The following is a 16,385-nucleotide window of genomic DNA, read 5'->3' as shown; positions in this document are numbered from 1 at the left end:
GAAGGGACTGCAGCGTTTTCGAACGGGGGGCCCCTCGTCGTGTGCGGGGGCCATGCCTCACTTGCCCGTCTTTGCGGCAGCTGCCACCATCTCCGTGATTTTCTCAATCAGTCTTTGCGGGACAGATGGCAACTTTTGATGCGCGAACGCTTCCCTGTAGGGCAGGCGGGATGCCTGCAGTCGCGTTACCCGGATCGCGGTCTTGACTGACCGGCGGATCCTGGCGTTGATTTGCTCGCGCTCATGCGGCGACAAAGTGCCGTCCGCATACGCCATGAGCTGGATATCGTCCGTTTTCATGAACGCGATTCCTTTTTGCTTCCGGTATTTTTTGTTTTCTGGTCTTCCCGCTCGCCTGAAAAATTTGCCAATTCTTCGATGTGCCTACGACAGGCGGCTCAGGACTGTGCCAACCGAGATGCAGAGAAGCGAATACAACTTTGTAAACAGATGGGATGTCGATTCTATTCCCAGATCACTGGATTGATTAAGGATTACCAGCCATATTTGAGTTCGACACCGAAGTAATCGGCATTGCTGCCGCCCACGCTCCGGATGGAATTGCCGACCTGGAAATGGACCGCTTCGACCGAGCCGATCAGGTTGTCAGCGATCGTCCAGTCTGCCCGTAGCTGCGCGTACATGCCCGTCCACCGGGTGCCGTGCCCCGCGGTACCGGGCACGATGGCGTTACCCTGCTGGTACACGGCGTCGCCCGTCGTCTCGCGCCACTGGAAACCGAGTGCGGCCAGCAACGCGAGACGGCTCGACGGCTTCAGCGTAATCGATGGCTTGATGTGGATGATGTTCGCATAGCCCGTATAACCCGCCAGCGTGAAGTAGTAACCGTTCGGAAAGAGCGGATTGAACGTTTCCACTCGTCCGTCGTTGGGATGCCGGTCACCGGATGCCGCGTCGATCTGGATGCCGAGGCGCGGTGTCCACGGTGCATCGAGCGTGTAGCCGGCAAGCGAGCCGACCGCCCATGCGCCGATCGTCTTGCTGCCGACATGGCCGGTCTGCCACATCGATTCCACGTCCCAGTCGGCACGTCCGGTTTTCCCCGCATATCTCAGGTCGAACACGTTCCGATGCTCATCGCCGGTTGCGTCGAGAAACTGCGCATTGCTCCGGCTGTACAGCGAGTAGTATCCGGAGAGATCGCCCGGCCCGGCATCCTGACGCTCGAAGCGTACGCCGCTGAACGTGAGGTGCTGGTTCGATACATCGTCGAACGCCGAGACGTTGCGGTTCTGCACCGGCTGCGTCGCATAGCCGATGAAGCGCCACTTGCCGTTTTCATAGTCGGCCCAGACGGCATCGTAGGTCTGCCGCACGTTCGGGCCATCGCGAACGGAGATGAATCGCTGCAGGTCGAACGCCATTTCCTGACGGCCAAGGCGAAGTTTTACCGTTCCGCCTGCCAGTTGCCCAACCCACGCGACAAAGGCCTGCTCCAGATCCAGCGGGTTCTTGTCGACCGGCGAGACGGTGTCCTTGCCGAACGCTCGCGCATCCTCCAGTTGGACAAAGAACTGGAAATGCTGCGCTATATATGCATCGGCACTGACCTGAGCCCGTTGAATCAGATACGTATCCGAATGTCCCGCGCCGATGCCGAAAAGCGGCGCATCGTTGACCTCGACGCGCTCCCGCAGATTCGCGCCAAGAGACAGGTACGAATCCGGATCGCCGCCAAGGGGCATGTATTTGAGTCCATCCAGCGGCTTTGCCGGCACGCACGGATTCGCCAGAACCGACCAGTCTTCCTGCCACCGGTTGAACAACACCGACGGCCGCGGAACCGTACAAACCGACGCCGGCTCATCGGCGTTCGCGTATGACCCGGCATTCAGGACAAGCGTGGTCGCGACGATGTACGGCGAACACCGAAACAGCGGCGGGACATTGCGCATACGCAATCTCCCGATCATCGGGGCGAATCCGGCAACGCTTCGCGATCGGCCGTGTCCGCCCCGTGGCGGCGCGCGGCGAGTGCCAGCCAGACGAGCAACGCAAACGGCAACAGCAGCGCCCAGAACGAAACATGCCGGTATGCAAGCGCGCCGGCAATGGCGCCCACACCGAAACATGCTACTGCCTGCAGCGTCTTGCCAAAGCGTGTGCGGACGGCCGTCTTCGCGTCGGCCGCTATCTCGGACGAAACGAGTTCGATCGCGTCGAGCACAGCCTGGGTGACGTTTCCTGTCATGACGGTATTCGGTACGCCGCCGCGGACAATCAGACGTCCGTGGGCATTCTGTACACCCATCGCTGCAGCGCCCAGCATCCCGCACGCGACGACCGGCAGGCTGCCTGCGCTGATAACCGGCTCAGCGCCGACTCCAGAGAGGCAGAAAGCCAGCAGCAGTAACGCCTGAGCGGCATACAGCAACGCTGCGCTGCAGTTCGCTCCGTGCGGTCGCGCGACCTTCACGAGCGCGCTGCTCAACCCCACCCCAGCGATGAACGCGGGGAACGCCATCAGCTTCATGAATACGCCCTGTCCGAAACCCGCAACGTCCGCGCCGATCAGCACGAAGTTGCCGGTCACATGCGCCGTGAACAGACCGAAGAGGGCCACGAAGCTGAGCGTATCCACATAGCCGGCAATCGCCGCGAGTAGGTTGTCTTCCGGTTTCATCGCCGGTGTCCGGTTAAATGGATGTCGTGCAAGAAGTACCCACGGCGCACGTTGCTGTTAATGGGCCACCGAGTGAATCTCGGCGATATAGCCACCCGGGAATTGCACGAGTGCCGCTTCGCGCTGGTCGGCCGAGAACGGCGGGACCAGTACCTTCGCGCCCGCGGCATCGGCCTTTTTCAGCGTGTCGGCGAGGTCAGTCACTTCGTAGCCGGTCGTCTCCCGGCCGAACGGCCAAGGCAGATGGCCGTCCGTTACCAGCACGGTCATCTTGCCGAAGCCCGACTCGATGCGCACGCGCCGATACGTGTCGTCCGGCCGGCCGATTTCGACGCCCGGCGCATTGCGCTCATCGGAGACAACCTTGCCGTGCGAGAACGCAACGAAGTTGTGGATCAGCGAATCGGCACGCTGCGGCGACACATAGACGCGGTTCTCCGGCACGGTCTGCAGCGGGTCGTAGTGCGGCGCCTGCGTGTGCCAGTACAGTTGCATGTGCACACCGCCCGGCCATTCGACGATCGCGTCGCGGCCGATAGGGTCGGGGAACGTCGCGACCTTCACGTCGGCGCCGTGGAGTTTCGCGGATTTGACCGCGGCGTCCATGTCGGTGACGAGATAGCCTGTACGCTCGTCGCCGAACGGCCAGGGAACAGGCGTCTTGAAGCCGAATACCGAAACCGTGCCGACCGGTGTGAAGACAAGCTGCGACATGGTCTGGCTCGGCGTGGGCGTCACCTGAAACACGCCTTGCTGTGACTTGTGGCCGCCGAAGGTTGCGACGAGGCTGTCCGTGAAGCGGTCGAAGTCCTCGGGGGCGACATAGACGTGCGTTGTATCGTATTGTGGTCCGACGGCAATGGACGGCCTCGCCGGATGCAGTGCAGCAAGCACGCCGCTGTTCGCCGGAGGCGTCGCGGTAGCGGGAAACGACATCGCGACACTGGCTGAAACCAGAGCGGTCGCGATCAGGGAACGGATCATTGGCATGGTATTGGAGTTCCTTTAGTGTTTTTGCTGGGAGCGGGCATCGCCGCGCCGGCCATCCAGATCGGAGAGCCGTGCCACCATGATGAGGGCAGCGATCAGTCCCAGGTGTTCGAAAAAACTGTTGGTCGCCGAAAAGCGCACGTTGCCCGCCGCGTTCCAGAAGTCGTTGGCGACGAGCATGGCAATGGCCGTCAGACAGGCCAGTCCACCCGCGCCCAGCCAGACTAGCCGGTTCGCGATCACGCAGACCGACCCGCCAAGCTCGACGGCGATCGCAAGCGCTGCCCAGAGCCATCCCGGACGAAGCCCGAAATGTTCCTGCTCGGCGATGGCCGCGGGAAAATGCACGAGCTTCGTCACGCCGCCGAGGAGGTACGCCGACACCAGCGCCGCGCGCGCCACCGGCAGGAGCCAGCGCCATTCGAGGATCGCGCTCACCCAGCCGGGGTTGCCTGCTTTGAGGGTGCTCACGTCAGACCGCCCAGCACGCGCACCCGAGCGCGCCCCAGAATGCGCTCAGGTCGGAGGTCGGAGCATTGCCCGACCACGCACGCGCGTGACTGTGGCCGTGCACCGAGCAGGCAGTGGAGCAACCACACGCCGCGGCGGCGACCTGTTGCAACGTGGATTCACCTTCGCTGCGCGAGCCGGCAGTGTCCTTCCACGCCGCGAAGCCGCCGAACCGACGCACCGGCGACCAGTCGGGCATCGCGGGCGGCGGCGCGCTGTCGTCGAGAGGGCCGAATTCGCCCGCGCCGTACACCACGCGTCCGCCGACGATCGTCAGTTCCGATGTCGTCTGCGCAATCTCGTCCTCCGCGCAGGCGAAGAAGTCGCGGTCTGGCACGATCAGATCGGCGAACTGGCCGACCGCAATCTGGCCTTTCTTGCCCTGCTCGTTGGAGAACCAGGCGACCTTCTCGGTCCACATGCGCAGCGCCGTCTCGCGATCGAGGCAGTTGCGCCGCGGATAGAGACGCAGACCGGCTACCGTCATGCCGGTCACCAGCCACGCAAGCGAGACCCAGGGGTTGTACGAAGCGACTCGTGTCGCGTCGGTACCGGCTGAAGTCTTCACGCCCTTTTCGAGCAGCTTCGCGACCGGCGGCGTGGCCTCCGCTGCTGGCGCTCCATAACGCTCGACGAAGTACTCGCCCTGATAGGCCATACGGTGCTGCACAGCAACGCCACCACCAAGCGCGGCGATACGGTCTATCGAACGTTCCGAGATCGTCTCCGCGTGATCGAAGAACCAGTTGATGCCGGTCAGTGGAATATCGCGGTTGACCTTCTCGAAGACATCGAGCGCCCGGCTGATCGTCTCGTCGTAGGTGGCGTGCAGGCGCCACGGCCAGCGGTTTTCGGCCAGCACGCGCACCACTTCCTCGAGTTCGCCCTCCATCTGGGGCGGCATGTCCGGACGCGGCTCGCGGAAGTCTTCGAAGTCGGCGGCGGAGTAGACAAGCATTTCTCCCGCGCCGTTGTGCCGGAAGTAATCGTCGCCCTGCTTGTATTTCGACGTCCTGGTCCAGTCGAGGAAGTCCTGCTTCTCCGCTTTGGGCTTTTGCGTAAAGAGGTTGTAGGCGAGACGGATGGTCATCTGTCCTTCGTCAGCCAGCTTCTGGACGACCTCGTAGTCGTCCGGGTAGTTCTGAAAGCCGCCGCCTGCGTCGATGACGCCCGTGATGCCGAGCCGGTTCAGCTCGCGCATGAAGTGACGCGTCGAATTCAGTTGATAGTCGAACGGCAGCTTCGGCCCTCGCGCGAGCGTCGCGTAGAGAATCGACGCGTTGGGCTTCGCGAGCAACAACCCGGTCGGGGTGCCCTGGCTATCGCGCATGATCTGGCCGCCCGGCGGCTCGGGCGTGTCCTTCGTATAGCCGACGACGCGCAGCGCGGCCGCATTCAGCAACGCCCGGTCGTAAAGGTGAAGGATGAAGACCGGCGTATCCGGCGCAACGGCGTTTAACTCCTCGATGGTCGGCAGTCGCTTCTCTACGAACTGCTGCTCGGTGAAACCGCCAACCACACGCACCCACTGCGGTGGCGGCGTGACAGCAACCTGACGCCTGAGCATGTTCATTGCGTCGGCGAGCGAGCGCACGCCGTCCCAGCGCAGTTCCATGTTGAAGTTCAACCCACCGCGTACGACGTGCGTGTGGTTGTCGATGAGACCAGGCAGAACCAGCCGGCCCTTCAGGTCGATCACACGAGTCGTCGCGCCGGCAAGCGGCACAACCTCGGCATCGTCGCCGACGGCAACGAACTTGCCCTCCCGGATTGCAATGGCGCTCGCTATCGGCTTCGCGCGATCGAGCGTCGTGAAGCGGGCGTTGCGCAGTACGAGATCGGGAGTGGTGTGAGAGGTAGTCATGAACGGTTCTCCTCAGTGTCGGTCGTCGCGCGTCGCGCCTGCTCTGAAGCCTGGCGGCCCGGCAGCATGCCGAAGACGTGGCTCGTGCAATGAGCGTCGTGCCACGCGGCCGACAGGGTGGTTCCTGACAGGAGGCGCTTCGCGACCGGTATCACCTGCTCGCCGCCGAGCATGCCGAGCAGGCCAAGCAGTGCGATGAGCGGTGGTGCCGGCGAGCGCACGTTGATCAGGCTATAGATGACGCCGACGAGGACGCCGGCTCCCAGGGAGAGCAGATAGACCTTCATGGGTGGGCTGACTTCGCTTCGTCGGAGTTGGGTCGGAAAGCGGACGGCGGCCCGCGCCTTGCGCCGGGCCGAGGGCCGCAATTTTTATAGTGCGTGCGGTGCGTGTGAGGATCAGTGGCCTTCGCTGCCGCCGAACATCGTCTTCGCGTAGACCAGGCCGAGTCCATAGCCGCCGCCATGCTGGATCGCGGTGGCAACGGTCTGGTTGTAGGTCTCGCTGCGAGCCCAGTCGCGCTGCAACTCGAGCAGATACTGCAGTGAGGTCATCGGGCGCGCGCCTGCCTGGATCACGCGCTGCATCGCGCGCTCGTGAGCTTCGTCGGTGACGTCGCCGCTCGCGTCAGCGATCACGTACACTTCGAAACCCTGGTCGAGCGCGGACAGCGCCGGGCCGACGACGCACACGGTCGTCCACAGGCCCGCAATCACGATGCGCGACTTGCCGATGGCATTCACGCGGTCGGTGATGCGCGCGTCTTCCCAGGTGTTCATCGAAGTGCGGTCGATGAACTCCTCGCCGGGAAACACCGAACGGATCTCGTCGAAGATCGGACCGGAGAACGTCTTCGCAGCAACGGTTGTGACAATCGTCGAAACGGAGAACTCCTTCGCCGCCTTCGCCACTAGCGCTACGTTGTTGCGCAGCACGACCGGGTCGATCGACTTCGTCGCGAAGGTCATCTGCGACTGGTGGTCGATGAGGATCAGCGTGTGGTCGGAAGGGGACAAAAGCAACTTTCCGGGTTTGGCTTGAGCTTGGGGCATCATCGTCTCTCGATTGGAAGGAGTGGACACGCAGCGGCCCGCGACTCGTCGGGTCGCGGCAGCACGCCCGCAGGAGATCGGCGAGCCGGTCATCCATACGTACTGAGCATCGTTGGCTGTCGGGCGCGCAAACATGCTGCCGTGACGCAGGCGTGTCGCTTGCATTGAAGCGTTGCGAAGCGCCCTTAGGTCCGATCCGTCTGCACCGTGCTCAGTAGCGCTGATACTATTTGAGCGTTGCCAATCAAGAAATAGAATGAATGGAATTGAACCTATGCCAGATCTTTCATGAACACTCTTCCTGACCTTGAAGCGTGGGCAATTTTTGCCCGCGTCGCCGACGCTGGTTCGTTTGCGAAAGCCGCGGAAGCACTCGGTATGTCGCAACCCACCGTATCGAAAGCCATTGGCCGGCTGGAACAGCGGCTGGGAACGGCGCTGCTTTACCGGACTTCGCGGCGGCTTTCGCTCACACCTACCGGCGAGATGGCGCGCGAGCGCGCGATCCGCATCCTGAACGATGGCGAAGCCGTGGAAGCCGAGGCTTCCGCCCAGGCGCTCACGCCGCAGGGCATCGTGCGTGTTACCGCGCCCATGTCGTTCGGGCTCAAATATCTGGCTCCGCTGATCCCTGCGTTCCTTGACCGCTACCCGGACGTTGGCGTCGACCTCTCGCTCAGCGATCATCTGGTCGATGTGGTGGCCAGCGGGCTCGACGTGGCCATCCGCATCGCAGAACTGGAGGATTCCTCACTACGTGCGCGGCGGTTGTGCGCAGTGCGCCGGCCGCTGGTCGCCTCGCCCGCCTATCTCGACAATCACGGGCGCCCTGGTCATCCGCGAGAACTGGAACGGCATGCCTGCCTGATCTACACCAACCTGCCAACGCCGGACCTGTGGCGCTTCCGTCACGCGTCGGGGGAAGAGTGCGCGGTGCCGGTAAGCGGCAGGATCAGAAGCAACAATGCGGACGTGATTGGTCCCGCGCTTCTCGCCGGACGCGGCCTCGCGCTGCAGCCCGAGTTCATCGTCTGGGATGCCCTGAAACGTGGCGAACTGGAAGAGGTTCTGCCTGAATGGCGTATAGCGGACATTAACGTGAACCTCGTGACTCCACCGGGTATTCTGCGGCCGGCACGCGTGACGGTGTTGCTGGACTACCTGGCCGAATGCCTGTTGGTTGCGCCGTGGGCGGTGACCGGCACATGACGGCACGATCATCGTCGCAACGGAGTGCCACGACGTCGACCAACCGCCTGGAGGCTTGAGATGCCCGTATCTCTCGCCCAGCTCTGGCGGCGCTGGTGGCCCCGCGCGCTGGCGCCAATCGCACCAGCGGACGCCCACGAGACCGTCAGCAGGCTTGGCGAAGCCGACACGACAGACTGGATGCCCTCCAGCCGCCCATCGCCACCTTTCCGTCTCGATGCCTGCTTCGAGGCGCCTCACTACGTGCCGGGCTGGATGCTGGCAGACGGGTCGCGCGAGACTCCGCCGGTCGCATTGACGCCATTCGCGAATGATTTTGGGTACGTCCGCGCCGAAACCGCGATCGGTCAGGAGGCGACCCTCGCGGAGCATTACCGTCGCATTCTGCTGGCCGCGCCCTCATGGCGCCAGTGGCGTGAAGCCCACCGTGGCTGCTTCGATGTTGACCTCGTCATATACATCGAGGGCGAGCACGAACTGCGGCTCGAGATGTTCAATGGTGCGGCATGCGGCGCCGGCGAACTGCTTGCCCTTTTGGCCGATGTCGACGCGCCGCCGGACACGCTCTACGACAATCTCGACCAGGGGTGGGCGTTGCGCATGGTCACGACGCCGGATGCGGTATTCACATTGGAATGGGATTGGGAGCGCCCGGCTGCAGACGATTGCCCGCGCGCACTCCGGTTCCCCCGCAGGGAACTGGCCGTGCAGGCAGGCGATGCGTTGGCACGGCTGCGGCACGTGCACAGAGCGCTTGTACGGGACCTCGGAGCCGATCTGTGGAACCAGCCGCCCGAGCCGGAACGTAAACCGAAGACCAGACGCTGAGGCGCAGTACGATAGGCCGACCAGATGGAGTCGTTCGATATCAAAGCGGGTCAACACTGCGCGAGCGGTGTCAACAAGGAATGGCACAGATATCGCCGATAGTTCGCCACATTCGCTCTCGCCGCAGCCTGGCGCATCGTAGGCGATGAACGGTCGTCCATCAAACGCGGACAGTCTCGCGATGTCCGCGTAATCTTCTTTGGTGGAGCCGAATCCGTGGAGAAAGATAATCGGCTCGCCGACACCTTGCCTGTGCATAGACGAGATGCACAAATCCACTCCTCGAACCCGCAGATCAAGCTTTTCTCTCTTGACGTCGACCATAGATGCTCTCCAAAAAAGCAAGGTGATGGCGCAACGGAGCACCCCGTGATGCCACATGTCTCAGCCGGGTATCATGAAGTCACGAGCTTAATAGGTAAAGTTTCGATTCCATATCTCTGTGATACGAATCTCCAGTCGTTCCCCATATACGGAAGTCGCGAGAATAGCCTTTGATAAAGGCAAGCAGATCCGGGGTGATCACATCGGCGTGAGTGGTGAGCACGCCGTGCGGGTAGCCGGGATAGACCGCAGCGTGGCGTTTTTGATGAGCTTGGTCGGTGGAGGAACGCACCCCCACAAGGACTCAGCCCCGCGATCGACGGCCGGGTGGGAGTAGAATTCGCGCTAGGAAACGTCATTCGCTAGTTGATTGGCTATTGTTAAAGCCCAGTTTTTACGGCGCTTTATATTTTGTCTTGAGTACCATTTTTGGAATTTCGCCGTGGAAATTAAAGTCAACTTTCTCGATAAGCTACGTCTCGAAGCCAGGTTCGATGACTTCACGGTAGTGGCAGACCAGCCTATCCGTTATAAGGGCGACGGCTCGGCGCCTGGACCCTTCGATTATTTTCTGGCCTCATCGGCCTTGTGCGCAGCTTACTTCGTGAAGTTGTACTGCGTAACCCGCAATATTCCTACCGAAAATATCCGTCTGTCGCAGAATAATATTGTTGATCCGGAAAACCGGTACCAACAGATTTTCAAGATTCAGGTTGAGTTGCCGGCGGACATCTCGGACAAAGATCGCCAGGGCATTTTGCGTTCCATCGACCGTTGCACCGTCAAAAAAGTGGTGCAAGCCGGACCCGAGTTTGTGATTGAAGAGGTGGAGAATCTGGATGCCGATGCTCAGGCGTTGCTGACGCTAAATCCCGATTCCGAGGCTCGCACCAATATTCCAGGCAAAGACCTGCCGTTGGAGCAAACCATCGCCAATATGTCGGGTATTTTGGCGGACTTGGGCATGAAGATTGAAATCGCTTCGTGGCGCAATATCATTCCCAATGTGTGGTCGCTGCATATCCGCGATGCACACTCGCCGATGTGTTTTACCAATGGCAAAGGATCGACCAAGGAAAGCGCGTTGGCGTCGGCGTTGGGAGAGTTTATCGAGCGCCTGAATTGCAACCATTTCTATGGTGGTGCGTTTTGGGGCGAAGACATCGCCAATGCGGAGTTTGTCCATTACCCGAATGAGCGCTGGTTCAAGCCCGGCCGTAAGGACGCGCTGCCGGCTGAGATTCTGGATGCGTACTGCCTGGAGATTTACAACCCCGATGGCGAGTTGCGTGGCTCGCATCTGATCGACACCAACTCCGGCAACGTGCAGCGCGGTATCTGTTCGCTGCCGTTTGTGCGGCAGTCGGACGGCGAAGTGGTGTACTTTCCGTCCAACCTGATTGAAAACCTGTATGTCAGCAATGGCATGAGTGCCGGTAATACGCTGGCCGAAGCGCAGGTGCAATGTTTGTCCGAAATTTTCGAACGGGCGGTGAAGCGCGAAATTCTGGAAGGTGAAATCGCCTTGCCTGATGTGCCGAGCGAAGTGCTGGCGAAATACCCTCGCATTCTGGCGGGGATTCAGGGATTGGAAGAGCAGGGCTTTCCGGTGCTGGTCAAGGATGCGTCGCTGGGTGGGACCTATCCGGTAATGTGCGTCACCTTGATGAACCCGCGCACAGGCGGTGTCTTTGCTTCGTTCGGCGCGCACCCAAGCTTCGAGGTGGCGCTTGAACGGAGTCTGACGGAATTGCTGCAGGGGCGTAGCTTTGAAGGCCTGAACGATCTACCTCAGCCCACCTTCGTCAGTAACGCCGTGACCGAACCAAATAACTTCGTCGAGCACTTCATTGATTCCAGCGGCATAGTGTCGTGGCGCTTTTTCAGCGCCAAAGCGGATTTCGAGTTTGTCGAGTGGGATTTTTCTGGCCAGGGCGGAAACTCCAACGCCGACGAAGCAAAAACCTTGTTCGGCATTCTCGAAGACATGGGCAAAGAATCTTACATGGCGGTGTATGACGAGCTGGGTGCCGTCGCCTGCCGGATTCTGGTGCCCGGTTATTCGGAAGTTTACCCGGTAGAAGATTTGATCTGGGATAACACAAACAAGGCGCTGTTGTTCCGCGACGATATTTTGAATTTGCATCGACTGGACGATGCCGCCCTGGCGGCACTGCTCGATCGGTTGGAGAACAGTGAGCTGGACGAGCACTCCGATATTGCTACTTTGATCGGCATCGAATTTGACGAGAATACGGACTGGGGGCAGCTAACAGTTCTCGAGTTGAAGCTGCAGATTCATCTCGCCTTGCAGCAATTTGAGGCGGCGCAGGAACTGGTGGGCGCTTTCCTGCAGTACAACGACAACACGGTCGAGCGCGGATTGTTTTACCAGGCGTTGAATGTAGTGCTGGAGGTGCTGCTCGATGACGACCTCGAACTGGACGACTACGTGGTCAACTTCCGCCGGATGTTTGGCAACGCCCGGATGGACGCGGTAATGGGAGCAGTGGACGGCAGCGTGCGCTTCTTCGGATTAACGCCAACGAGTATGAAACTGGAGGGTCTCGATAGGCACCACCGCCTGATCGACAGCTACAAAAAATTGCATAAGGCACGGGCCAATGTGGCGGCCACAACCAGTTAGGGGCGCGGGTCATGGCTGGATGCGATCATGCTGTTCATACATGGAGTCGCGGGCGCGGATCTTATAGGACTTGTCTTGCGCGTTGGCGTTCAGCAGTAGCGGGTGGGTTAGCTTCACGGAGTTCTCCTCGGGGGACAACGGCCATGAATTTAGCCCGCAATTTACCCGCAAAACTGGCGGAAGCAGGTTGATTCCTTTGAATGAGATCGGGCAGACCGTCATGCACCGGATGCACAACCGGAGCGAATGCAAAAAGCCTTAGCCATTCGCTATAACCCTGCACCAGAAAACCTCCTGAACGCTCCATGTATTGCTGGCGGCAGGTTGCATAGACATTCCGTAGTGCAAACCATGGCACATGCGGAAGATCATGATGTACAGCATGATAGTTGTTATTCAGAAACAGCAGACGCCAGAACCACGCAGCTTCGTTGAGCACGGTACGGTGCTCGACAGCCTCGGCTGCACGATGCTCGTAGAACGAGCGGATCGAACTCAACGACAGCGCGCCGTAGCCGATGCCGAGCATAAACAGCCACACAGGTATTCCGCAGGCTGTGTGCAGCCACCACGCAAGGCCACCGAGTGACGCGCCATGCGCAAGCCACAACGGAACCTCGCGCCAGTCGCCACGACCGACCTTGCGCATCGCGTCGATGGTCGTCGCAGCAATCGCGAAGGCCGGCCCTACCAGCAGGCGCCCAACAAAAGTATTGCGTAACATTAGCAGCGCGCGTGTCGCGGTGCCTGCACGTCGCCACGTTTCGCCGGTGACGAAGTAGCTTTCCGGGTCGTGCTCGGGCCGCGTCAAATGCACGTCGTCGTGATGGCGCAGATGCGAATTGCGGTAGATGCCATACGGGAACCACACAGCGAGCGGAGCGAAACCGAGAAGGCCATTGACGAGGCGCGAGCGGGTAGGGTGGCCGTGTAGCAGTTCATGCTGCAGCGACATGTACCAGGCGCTCAGCAGCGCCAGCAGACCGGTGGTGAGCGGCAGTCCCAGGCTGCGCGCGTGCGTCGCGACGCTGAACCATCCCCCGTAAATCGTGACGATCAACACCCAGGTCGGCCATTCTGTGCGCCATGTCCAACTCGCGCTCATGCGCGTCAGGGCTTCGCGTTGCTTGTCGTCGAGGTAAATCGCCATCGGCAGAGTACGGGTCGGACCGGATCGGGATGCAGGGAGCGTCAGCAGACGCGTTAAAGCCGATCGTACGGGGACCTGCGCCGGTGACGAACCAATTTGTTGCGCAAAGCATCTGCAAAAAAGCGCTTAGGGCGGTAGGGTGGTTGTCGGGGCCCGCTATCAGCGCGCGGCGTTACCGGTTAATATCAGAGCACGAACGTTAAAATATTCGAGTTCTGATACCTTCCAAACCTCTGATACCCATGCACAAACCGGCCACCACACACGATCGACCTGACATACCCCGCATTGGCGAGGGCAAGCGCGGTGAGGAGGGGTATATCGGCTACCTGCTGCGTCAGGCGGGGGGCGCCCATCGGTTACGCATGGAGCGGGCGCTCGCTGACCTCGGCGTGACGCCGCCGCAGTTCACGGTGCTGACGATGCTGGTGGCGTACCCCGGGCTGTCAAATGCGGACGTCGCCCGCCTTGCCATGCTCACGCCACAAACCGTCAGCGTGATCGTCGCGAACCTGCTGCGCAGTGGCGCGATCGCCCGGCGGCCTCATGCGGTTCACGGCCGCATTCAGCATATCGATGTCACCGAGGCCGGCAAGGCGCTGCTCAAGCAATGCCGCTCACGCGTGAAAGCGATCGAGCAGCAGATTCTCGCGGGCTTCAGCGCCGATGAGGAGAGTGTGATTCGCCGCTGGCTGGTGAGCGTTGCTGTTGAGGGCGGTTCCGGCGAGGCCGAATGAACGTGGCTGACAAGCGCGGCTCATTAGCGCGGCTGGCGCGTGACTGACCAGGTGGCCGTCAGCCTCGCGGCAGCGAACCGCGCAGCAGCCGACTGCGCGCTAATGTGCGTCGGCCAGATGGCACTCGTGATCGAGTAACCCCTCTGCCGTGCCCGTGCCGTTGTCCACATCCAGTCCGCTATTGAGCACGAGCCAGCCGTCCTGATCGGCGGAAGGCCCCGCGCCGGTGACGAGGATCGTCTGCGTCGCCATCGACTGCGAGTCCGGGTGATCACGCGCAACGATGCGGAACGGGTCGTTGTCCTGCGACAGACTGGTGACGCGCATGATCCGGTAGCGAACGCCGTCTATCGTCTCCCAGTGCCACTGGCCAGGTTGATCGCGGCGGTAAGGCGCCAACGCGTCGATGATATCCGTCCGCATGCAATCCATATGAATATGCAATTGCTGTTGCGATCGGCGGAACTCCGAATTGATTTCCAGTCCGAACTGATCGGCGGCGAGCGGCTTCTTGAGCGATGCTTCCACGGTATTGCGTGAACTCCAGCCGTCGGCCCAGTAGTCCGGCGCATCGGGCGCCACGATGCTCGGGCTTTCGATGCCGGTGACACGCTCAGTCGGAATCAGCAGATGCTGGCTGCGTCCGCTGATGTCTTTCAGAATCGCGTAGTGGTCGGCCAGATCCACGCTCGTGCATTGGCCGGGATGACCGCTGGCGCGCGCTTCGGGCACGCATTGTCCGCCGACGATTTTCCATAGCGCGTCGGGATCGGCCGCAGCAAGCTCGGCGCAACTGCTCGCTACGACGGCGACAGCCACCAGAGCGGCTGCCTTGGCCATCACGAGACGTGCGCGGCCGCTGAATCTGCTTCCGGTCCTTACCACACGAGCTGACTCGCGCAAGCGGCCGTCAGCGGCCGCTGAAACTTTCCGCGCGCGCATCAAAGGGTCGGCGCCGGTAGCGCGCCGAGCAACTGCTCGAACGCTACGCCGATAGCCAGCAGCCGCCGGTCGCTTCCAAGTGGTCCGTCCAGTGCGAGACCGACCGGCAGACCTTCAGCGGTCAAGCCTGCAGCCAGCGACAGGCCCGGAATGCCTGCGTTGCTGGCAGGCTGAACATTGCGCAGATAAGCGTCCATTTCGTCGATGGGTACTCCGCCGTTGATCGACACGGCCGACGAACCTGCGAGGTCATCGATCGGCACCGCGGCGAGGCGGGTGGTTGGGAACAACAGCGCATCGAGCTGTTGCGTGGCGAAGGTCTGGGCATACAGTTGCTGAAGCTGCGGCCGCCACATGGTCAGGGCATCCTGATACTCATGGGCGAGCGGGTCGGCAAGCACCGCATCGTAGATGTCGCGTACATCCGGACTGGCAATGCGTGCCGCCAGCTCGGCCAGCGTTTTGACCGGCGCATCGTTGGCGACGAGCCATGCCGGCACATCCAGATGAGCTTCGTGAATCGCCACCGCCGAGCTGACCTTGCTGCTCAGTGGCAACAACTCGTCCATCTCGACCGGCACCAGCGTCACACCTGCCGCCTCGAGCCGCGTCAGCGCGTCCCGCACGACGTCTTCCAGGGCGTACTCCAGGCCGTCCCATAGCGGCGCCGGCAAGCCGATGCGCAGACCGCTCAGCGCAACCTCAGGCAACGGCCCGGCGCCGGTCACGATGCCGTCCAGCAGCGCAATGTCGGCGACGTCGCGCGCCATAGGCCCGACGGTGTCGCGTGTATGGCAGATCGGCACCACGGCGTCCGGATCGTGATAGCGGCGCTCTGCGCCTCCGTCGCCTACCGATGGACGAAGGCCCGCAGTACCGGTTAGCGCTGCAGGAATGCGGACGGACCCGCTCGTATCGGTGCCGAGTCCGGCTGGTACGATGCGCGCCGCAATGGCAGCGGCGGTGCCGCCCGAGGAGCCGCCCGGAATCAGGCCCGGATCGTAAGGGTTGCGAACGTGACCGGCATGCGGCGCGAAGTTCGTACTGGTGATGCCGCACGCCAGTTCGTGCATGTTGGCCTTGCCGAGCACGATTGCGCCCGCGTCGAGCAGGCGCTGCACGGTGGGCGCGTTCGCGCGCGGCACGAAGTTCTCCAGCGCGGGCGTGCCGGCCGAAGTGACAAGCCCTTCCGTATTGATGTTGTCTTTGACAACGATTGGCAGACCCGCAAGCGGCAATGCCGAGCGCGCTTCAGGTGTCATGGCGTCGATCCGCCTGGCCGCATCGAGTGCGCCCTCCATGTTGAGCGCAGTGAGGGCGTTGAGGGTCGAAAGCGCCGCAGCGCGAGCGAGTAGTGTGGCGACATAGTCCGTGGCTTTCAGCCGGCCGGTCTGGATCGCAGTCACCGCTTGCGTTGCCGTTAGGGCCAACTGTTCGTCGACGGTCCATGTCATGCGTGAGATCTCCTCGAATGACGCCTATTCTGTC

General features: G+C 61.7%; 15 protein-coding genes and 1 pseudogene. 4 read left to right on the top strand and 12 right to left on the bottom strand.

The window, feature by feature from the left end; all coding sequences use genetic code 11:
- Window positions 1–57: 57 nt before the first annotated feature.
- The 8 genes from BUS06_RS34825 to BUS06_RS34790 form a co-directional block, all read right to left on the bottom strand.
- On the bottom strand, window positions 58–300 hold the full coding sequence (locus BUS06_RS34825) for an anti-sigma factor family protein (protein ID WP_074268791.1): 243 nt from the start codon (window positions 298–300) through the stop codon (window positions 58–60).
- A gap of 194 nt (window positions 301–494) precedes the next feature.
- Window positions 495–1,916, bottom strand: coding sequence for an alginate export family protein (locus BUS06_RS34820; RefSeq protein WP_074268790.1), 1,422 nt, complete (start codon window positions 1,914–1,916; stop codon window positions 495–497).
- A gap of 14 nt (window positions 1,917–1,930) precedes the next feature.
- Window positions 1,931–2,644 carry a YoaK family protein gene (locus tag BUS06_RS34815; RefSeq protein WP_074268789.1) on the bottom strand — a complete coding sequence of 238 codons (714 nt, stop codon included), beginning with the start codon at window positions 2,642–2,644 and terminating at the stop codon, window positions 1,931–1,933.
- 57 nt (window positions 2,645–2,701) lie between these two features.
- The gene (locus BUS06_RS34810; RefSeq protein WP_074268788.1) at window positions 2,702–3,634 is read right to left on the bottom strand and encodes a glyoxalase; all 933 of its coding nucleotides are present in this window, start codon (window positions 3,632–3,634) and stop codon (window positions 2,702–2,704) included.
- 15 nt (window positions 3,635–3,649) lie between these two features.
- On the bottom strand, window positions 3,650–4,105 hold the full coding sequence (locus tag BUS06_RS34805) for a DoxX family protein (RefSeq protein WP_074268787.1): 456 nt from the start codon (window positions 4,103–4,105) through the stop codon (window positions 3,650–3,652).
- 1 nt (window position 4,106) lies between these two features.
- Window positions 4,107–6,008: an amidohydrolase gene (locus BUS06_RS34800; protein ID WP_074268786.1), complete on the bottom strand. Its 1,902-nt coding sequence runs from the start codon at window positions 6,006–6,008 to the stop codon at window positions 4,107–4,109.
- Window positions 6,005–6,295: a XapX domain-containing protein gene (locus BUS06_RS34795; RefSeq protein WP_074268785.1), complete on the bottom strand. Its 291-nt coding sequence runs from the start codon at window positions 6,293–6,295 to the stop codon at window positions 6,005–6,007. The genes BUS06_RS34800 and BUS06_RS34795 overlap by 4 nt, the downstream gene beginning before the upstream one ends.
- 111 nt (window positions 6,296–6,406) lie before the next feature.
- On the bottom strand, window positions 6,407–7,060 hold the full coding sequence (locus BUS06_RS34790; RefSeq protein ID WP_074269491.1) for a hydrolase: 654 nt from the start codon (window positions 7,058–7,060) through the stop codon (window positions 6,407–6,409).
- Window positions 7,061–7,348: 288 nt separating this feature from the next.
- Between BUS06_RS34790 and BUS06_RS34785 the strand changes: the two genes are divergently transcribed.
- Together BUS06_RS34785 and BUS06_RS38470 are read left to right on the top strand one after the other, a co-directional pair.
- Window positions 7,349–8,269 (top strand): LysR family transcriptional regulator, encoded by a 921-nt coding sequence (locus BUS06_RS34785; protein WP_074268784.1) that lies wholly within the window; start codon window positions 7,349–7,351, stop codon window positions 8,267–8,269.
- Window positions 8,270–8,329: 60 nt separating this feature from the next.
- Window positions 8,330–9,097 (top strand): hypothetical protein, encoded by a 768-nt coding sequence (locus BUS06_RS38470; RefSeq protein ID WP_254369113.1) that lies wholly within the window; start codon window positions 8,330–8,332, stop codon window positions 9,095–9,097.
- An 18-nt stretch (window positions 9,098–9,115) separates the two neighbouring features.
- Here the strand turns inward: BUS06_RS38470 and BUS06_RS38465 are convergent.
- Window positions 9,116–9,355, bottom strand: a pseudogene (locus BUS06_RS38465) (alpha/beta fold hydrolase); the annotation flags it as partial.
- Between the two features lie 508 nt (window positions 9,356–9,863).
- Here BUS06_RS38465 and BUS06_RS34770 point away from each other — a divergent pair.
- Window positions 9,864–12,068, top strand: coding sequence for an OsmC domain/YcaO domain-containing protein (locus BUS06_RS34770; RefSeq protein ID WP_074268781.1), 2,205 nt, complete (start codon window positions 9,864–9,866; stop codon window positions 12,066–12,068).
- Window positions 12,069–12,129: 61 nt separating this feature from the next.
- Here BUS06_RS34770 and BUS06_RS34765 read toward each other — a convergent pair whose 3' ends face one another.
- A complete protein-coding gene (locus BUS06_RS34765) occupies window positions 12,130–13,218 on the bottom strand; it encodes a fatty acid desaturase (protein WP_074268780.1) in 1,089 nt (362 codons plus the stop codon).
- Window positions 13,219–13,460: 242 nt separating this feature from the next.
- On the opposite strand from BUS06_RS34765, the gene BUS06_RS34760 reads away from it, so the two are divergent.
- Window positions 13,461–13,955, top strand: a complete 495-nt coding sequence (locus tag BUS06_RS34760) for a MarR family winged helix-turn-helix transcriptional regulator (protein ID WP_074268779.1) — start codon at window positions 13,461–13,463, stop codon at window positions 13,953–13,955.
- A 99-nt stretch (window positions 13,956–14,054) separates the two neighbouring features.
- On the opposite strand, the gene BUS06_RS34755 is transcribed toward BUS06_RS34760, so the two are convergent.
- On the bottom strand, window positions 14,055–14,795 hold the full coding sequence (locus BUS06_RS34755) for a CDP-diacylglycerol diphosphatase (RefSeq protein ID WP_074268778.1): 741 nt from the start codon (window positions 14,793–14,795) through the stop codon (window positions 14,055–14,057).
- 101 nt (window positions 14,796–14,896) lie between these two features.
- Entirely contained in the window at window positions 14,897–16,351 is a 1,455-nt protein-coding gene (gene iaaH, locus BUS06_RS34750; protein WP_074268777.1) for an indoleacetamide hydrolase, read from the bottom strand.
- Window positions 16,352–16,385 lie beyond the last annotated feature (34 nt).

Source organism: Paraburkholderia phenazinium (assembly GCF_900141745.1).
Taxonomy (GTDB): domain Bacteria; phylum Pseudomonadota; class Gammaproteobacteria; order Burkholderiales; family Burkholderiaceae; genus Paraburkholderia; species Paraburkholderia phenazinium_B.
This window is presented reverse-complemented; position numbering and strand designations above follow the sequence as displayed.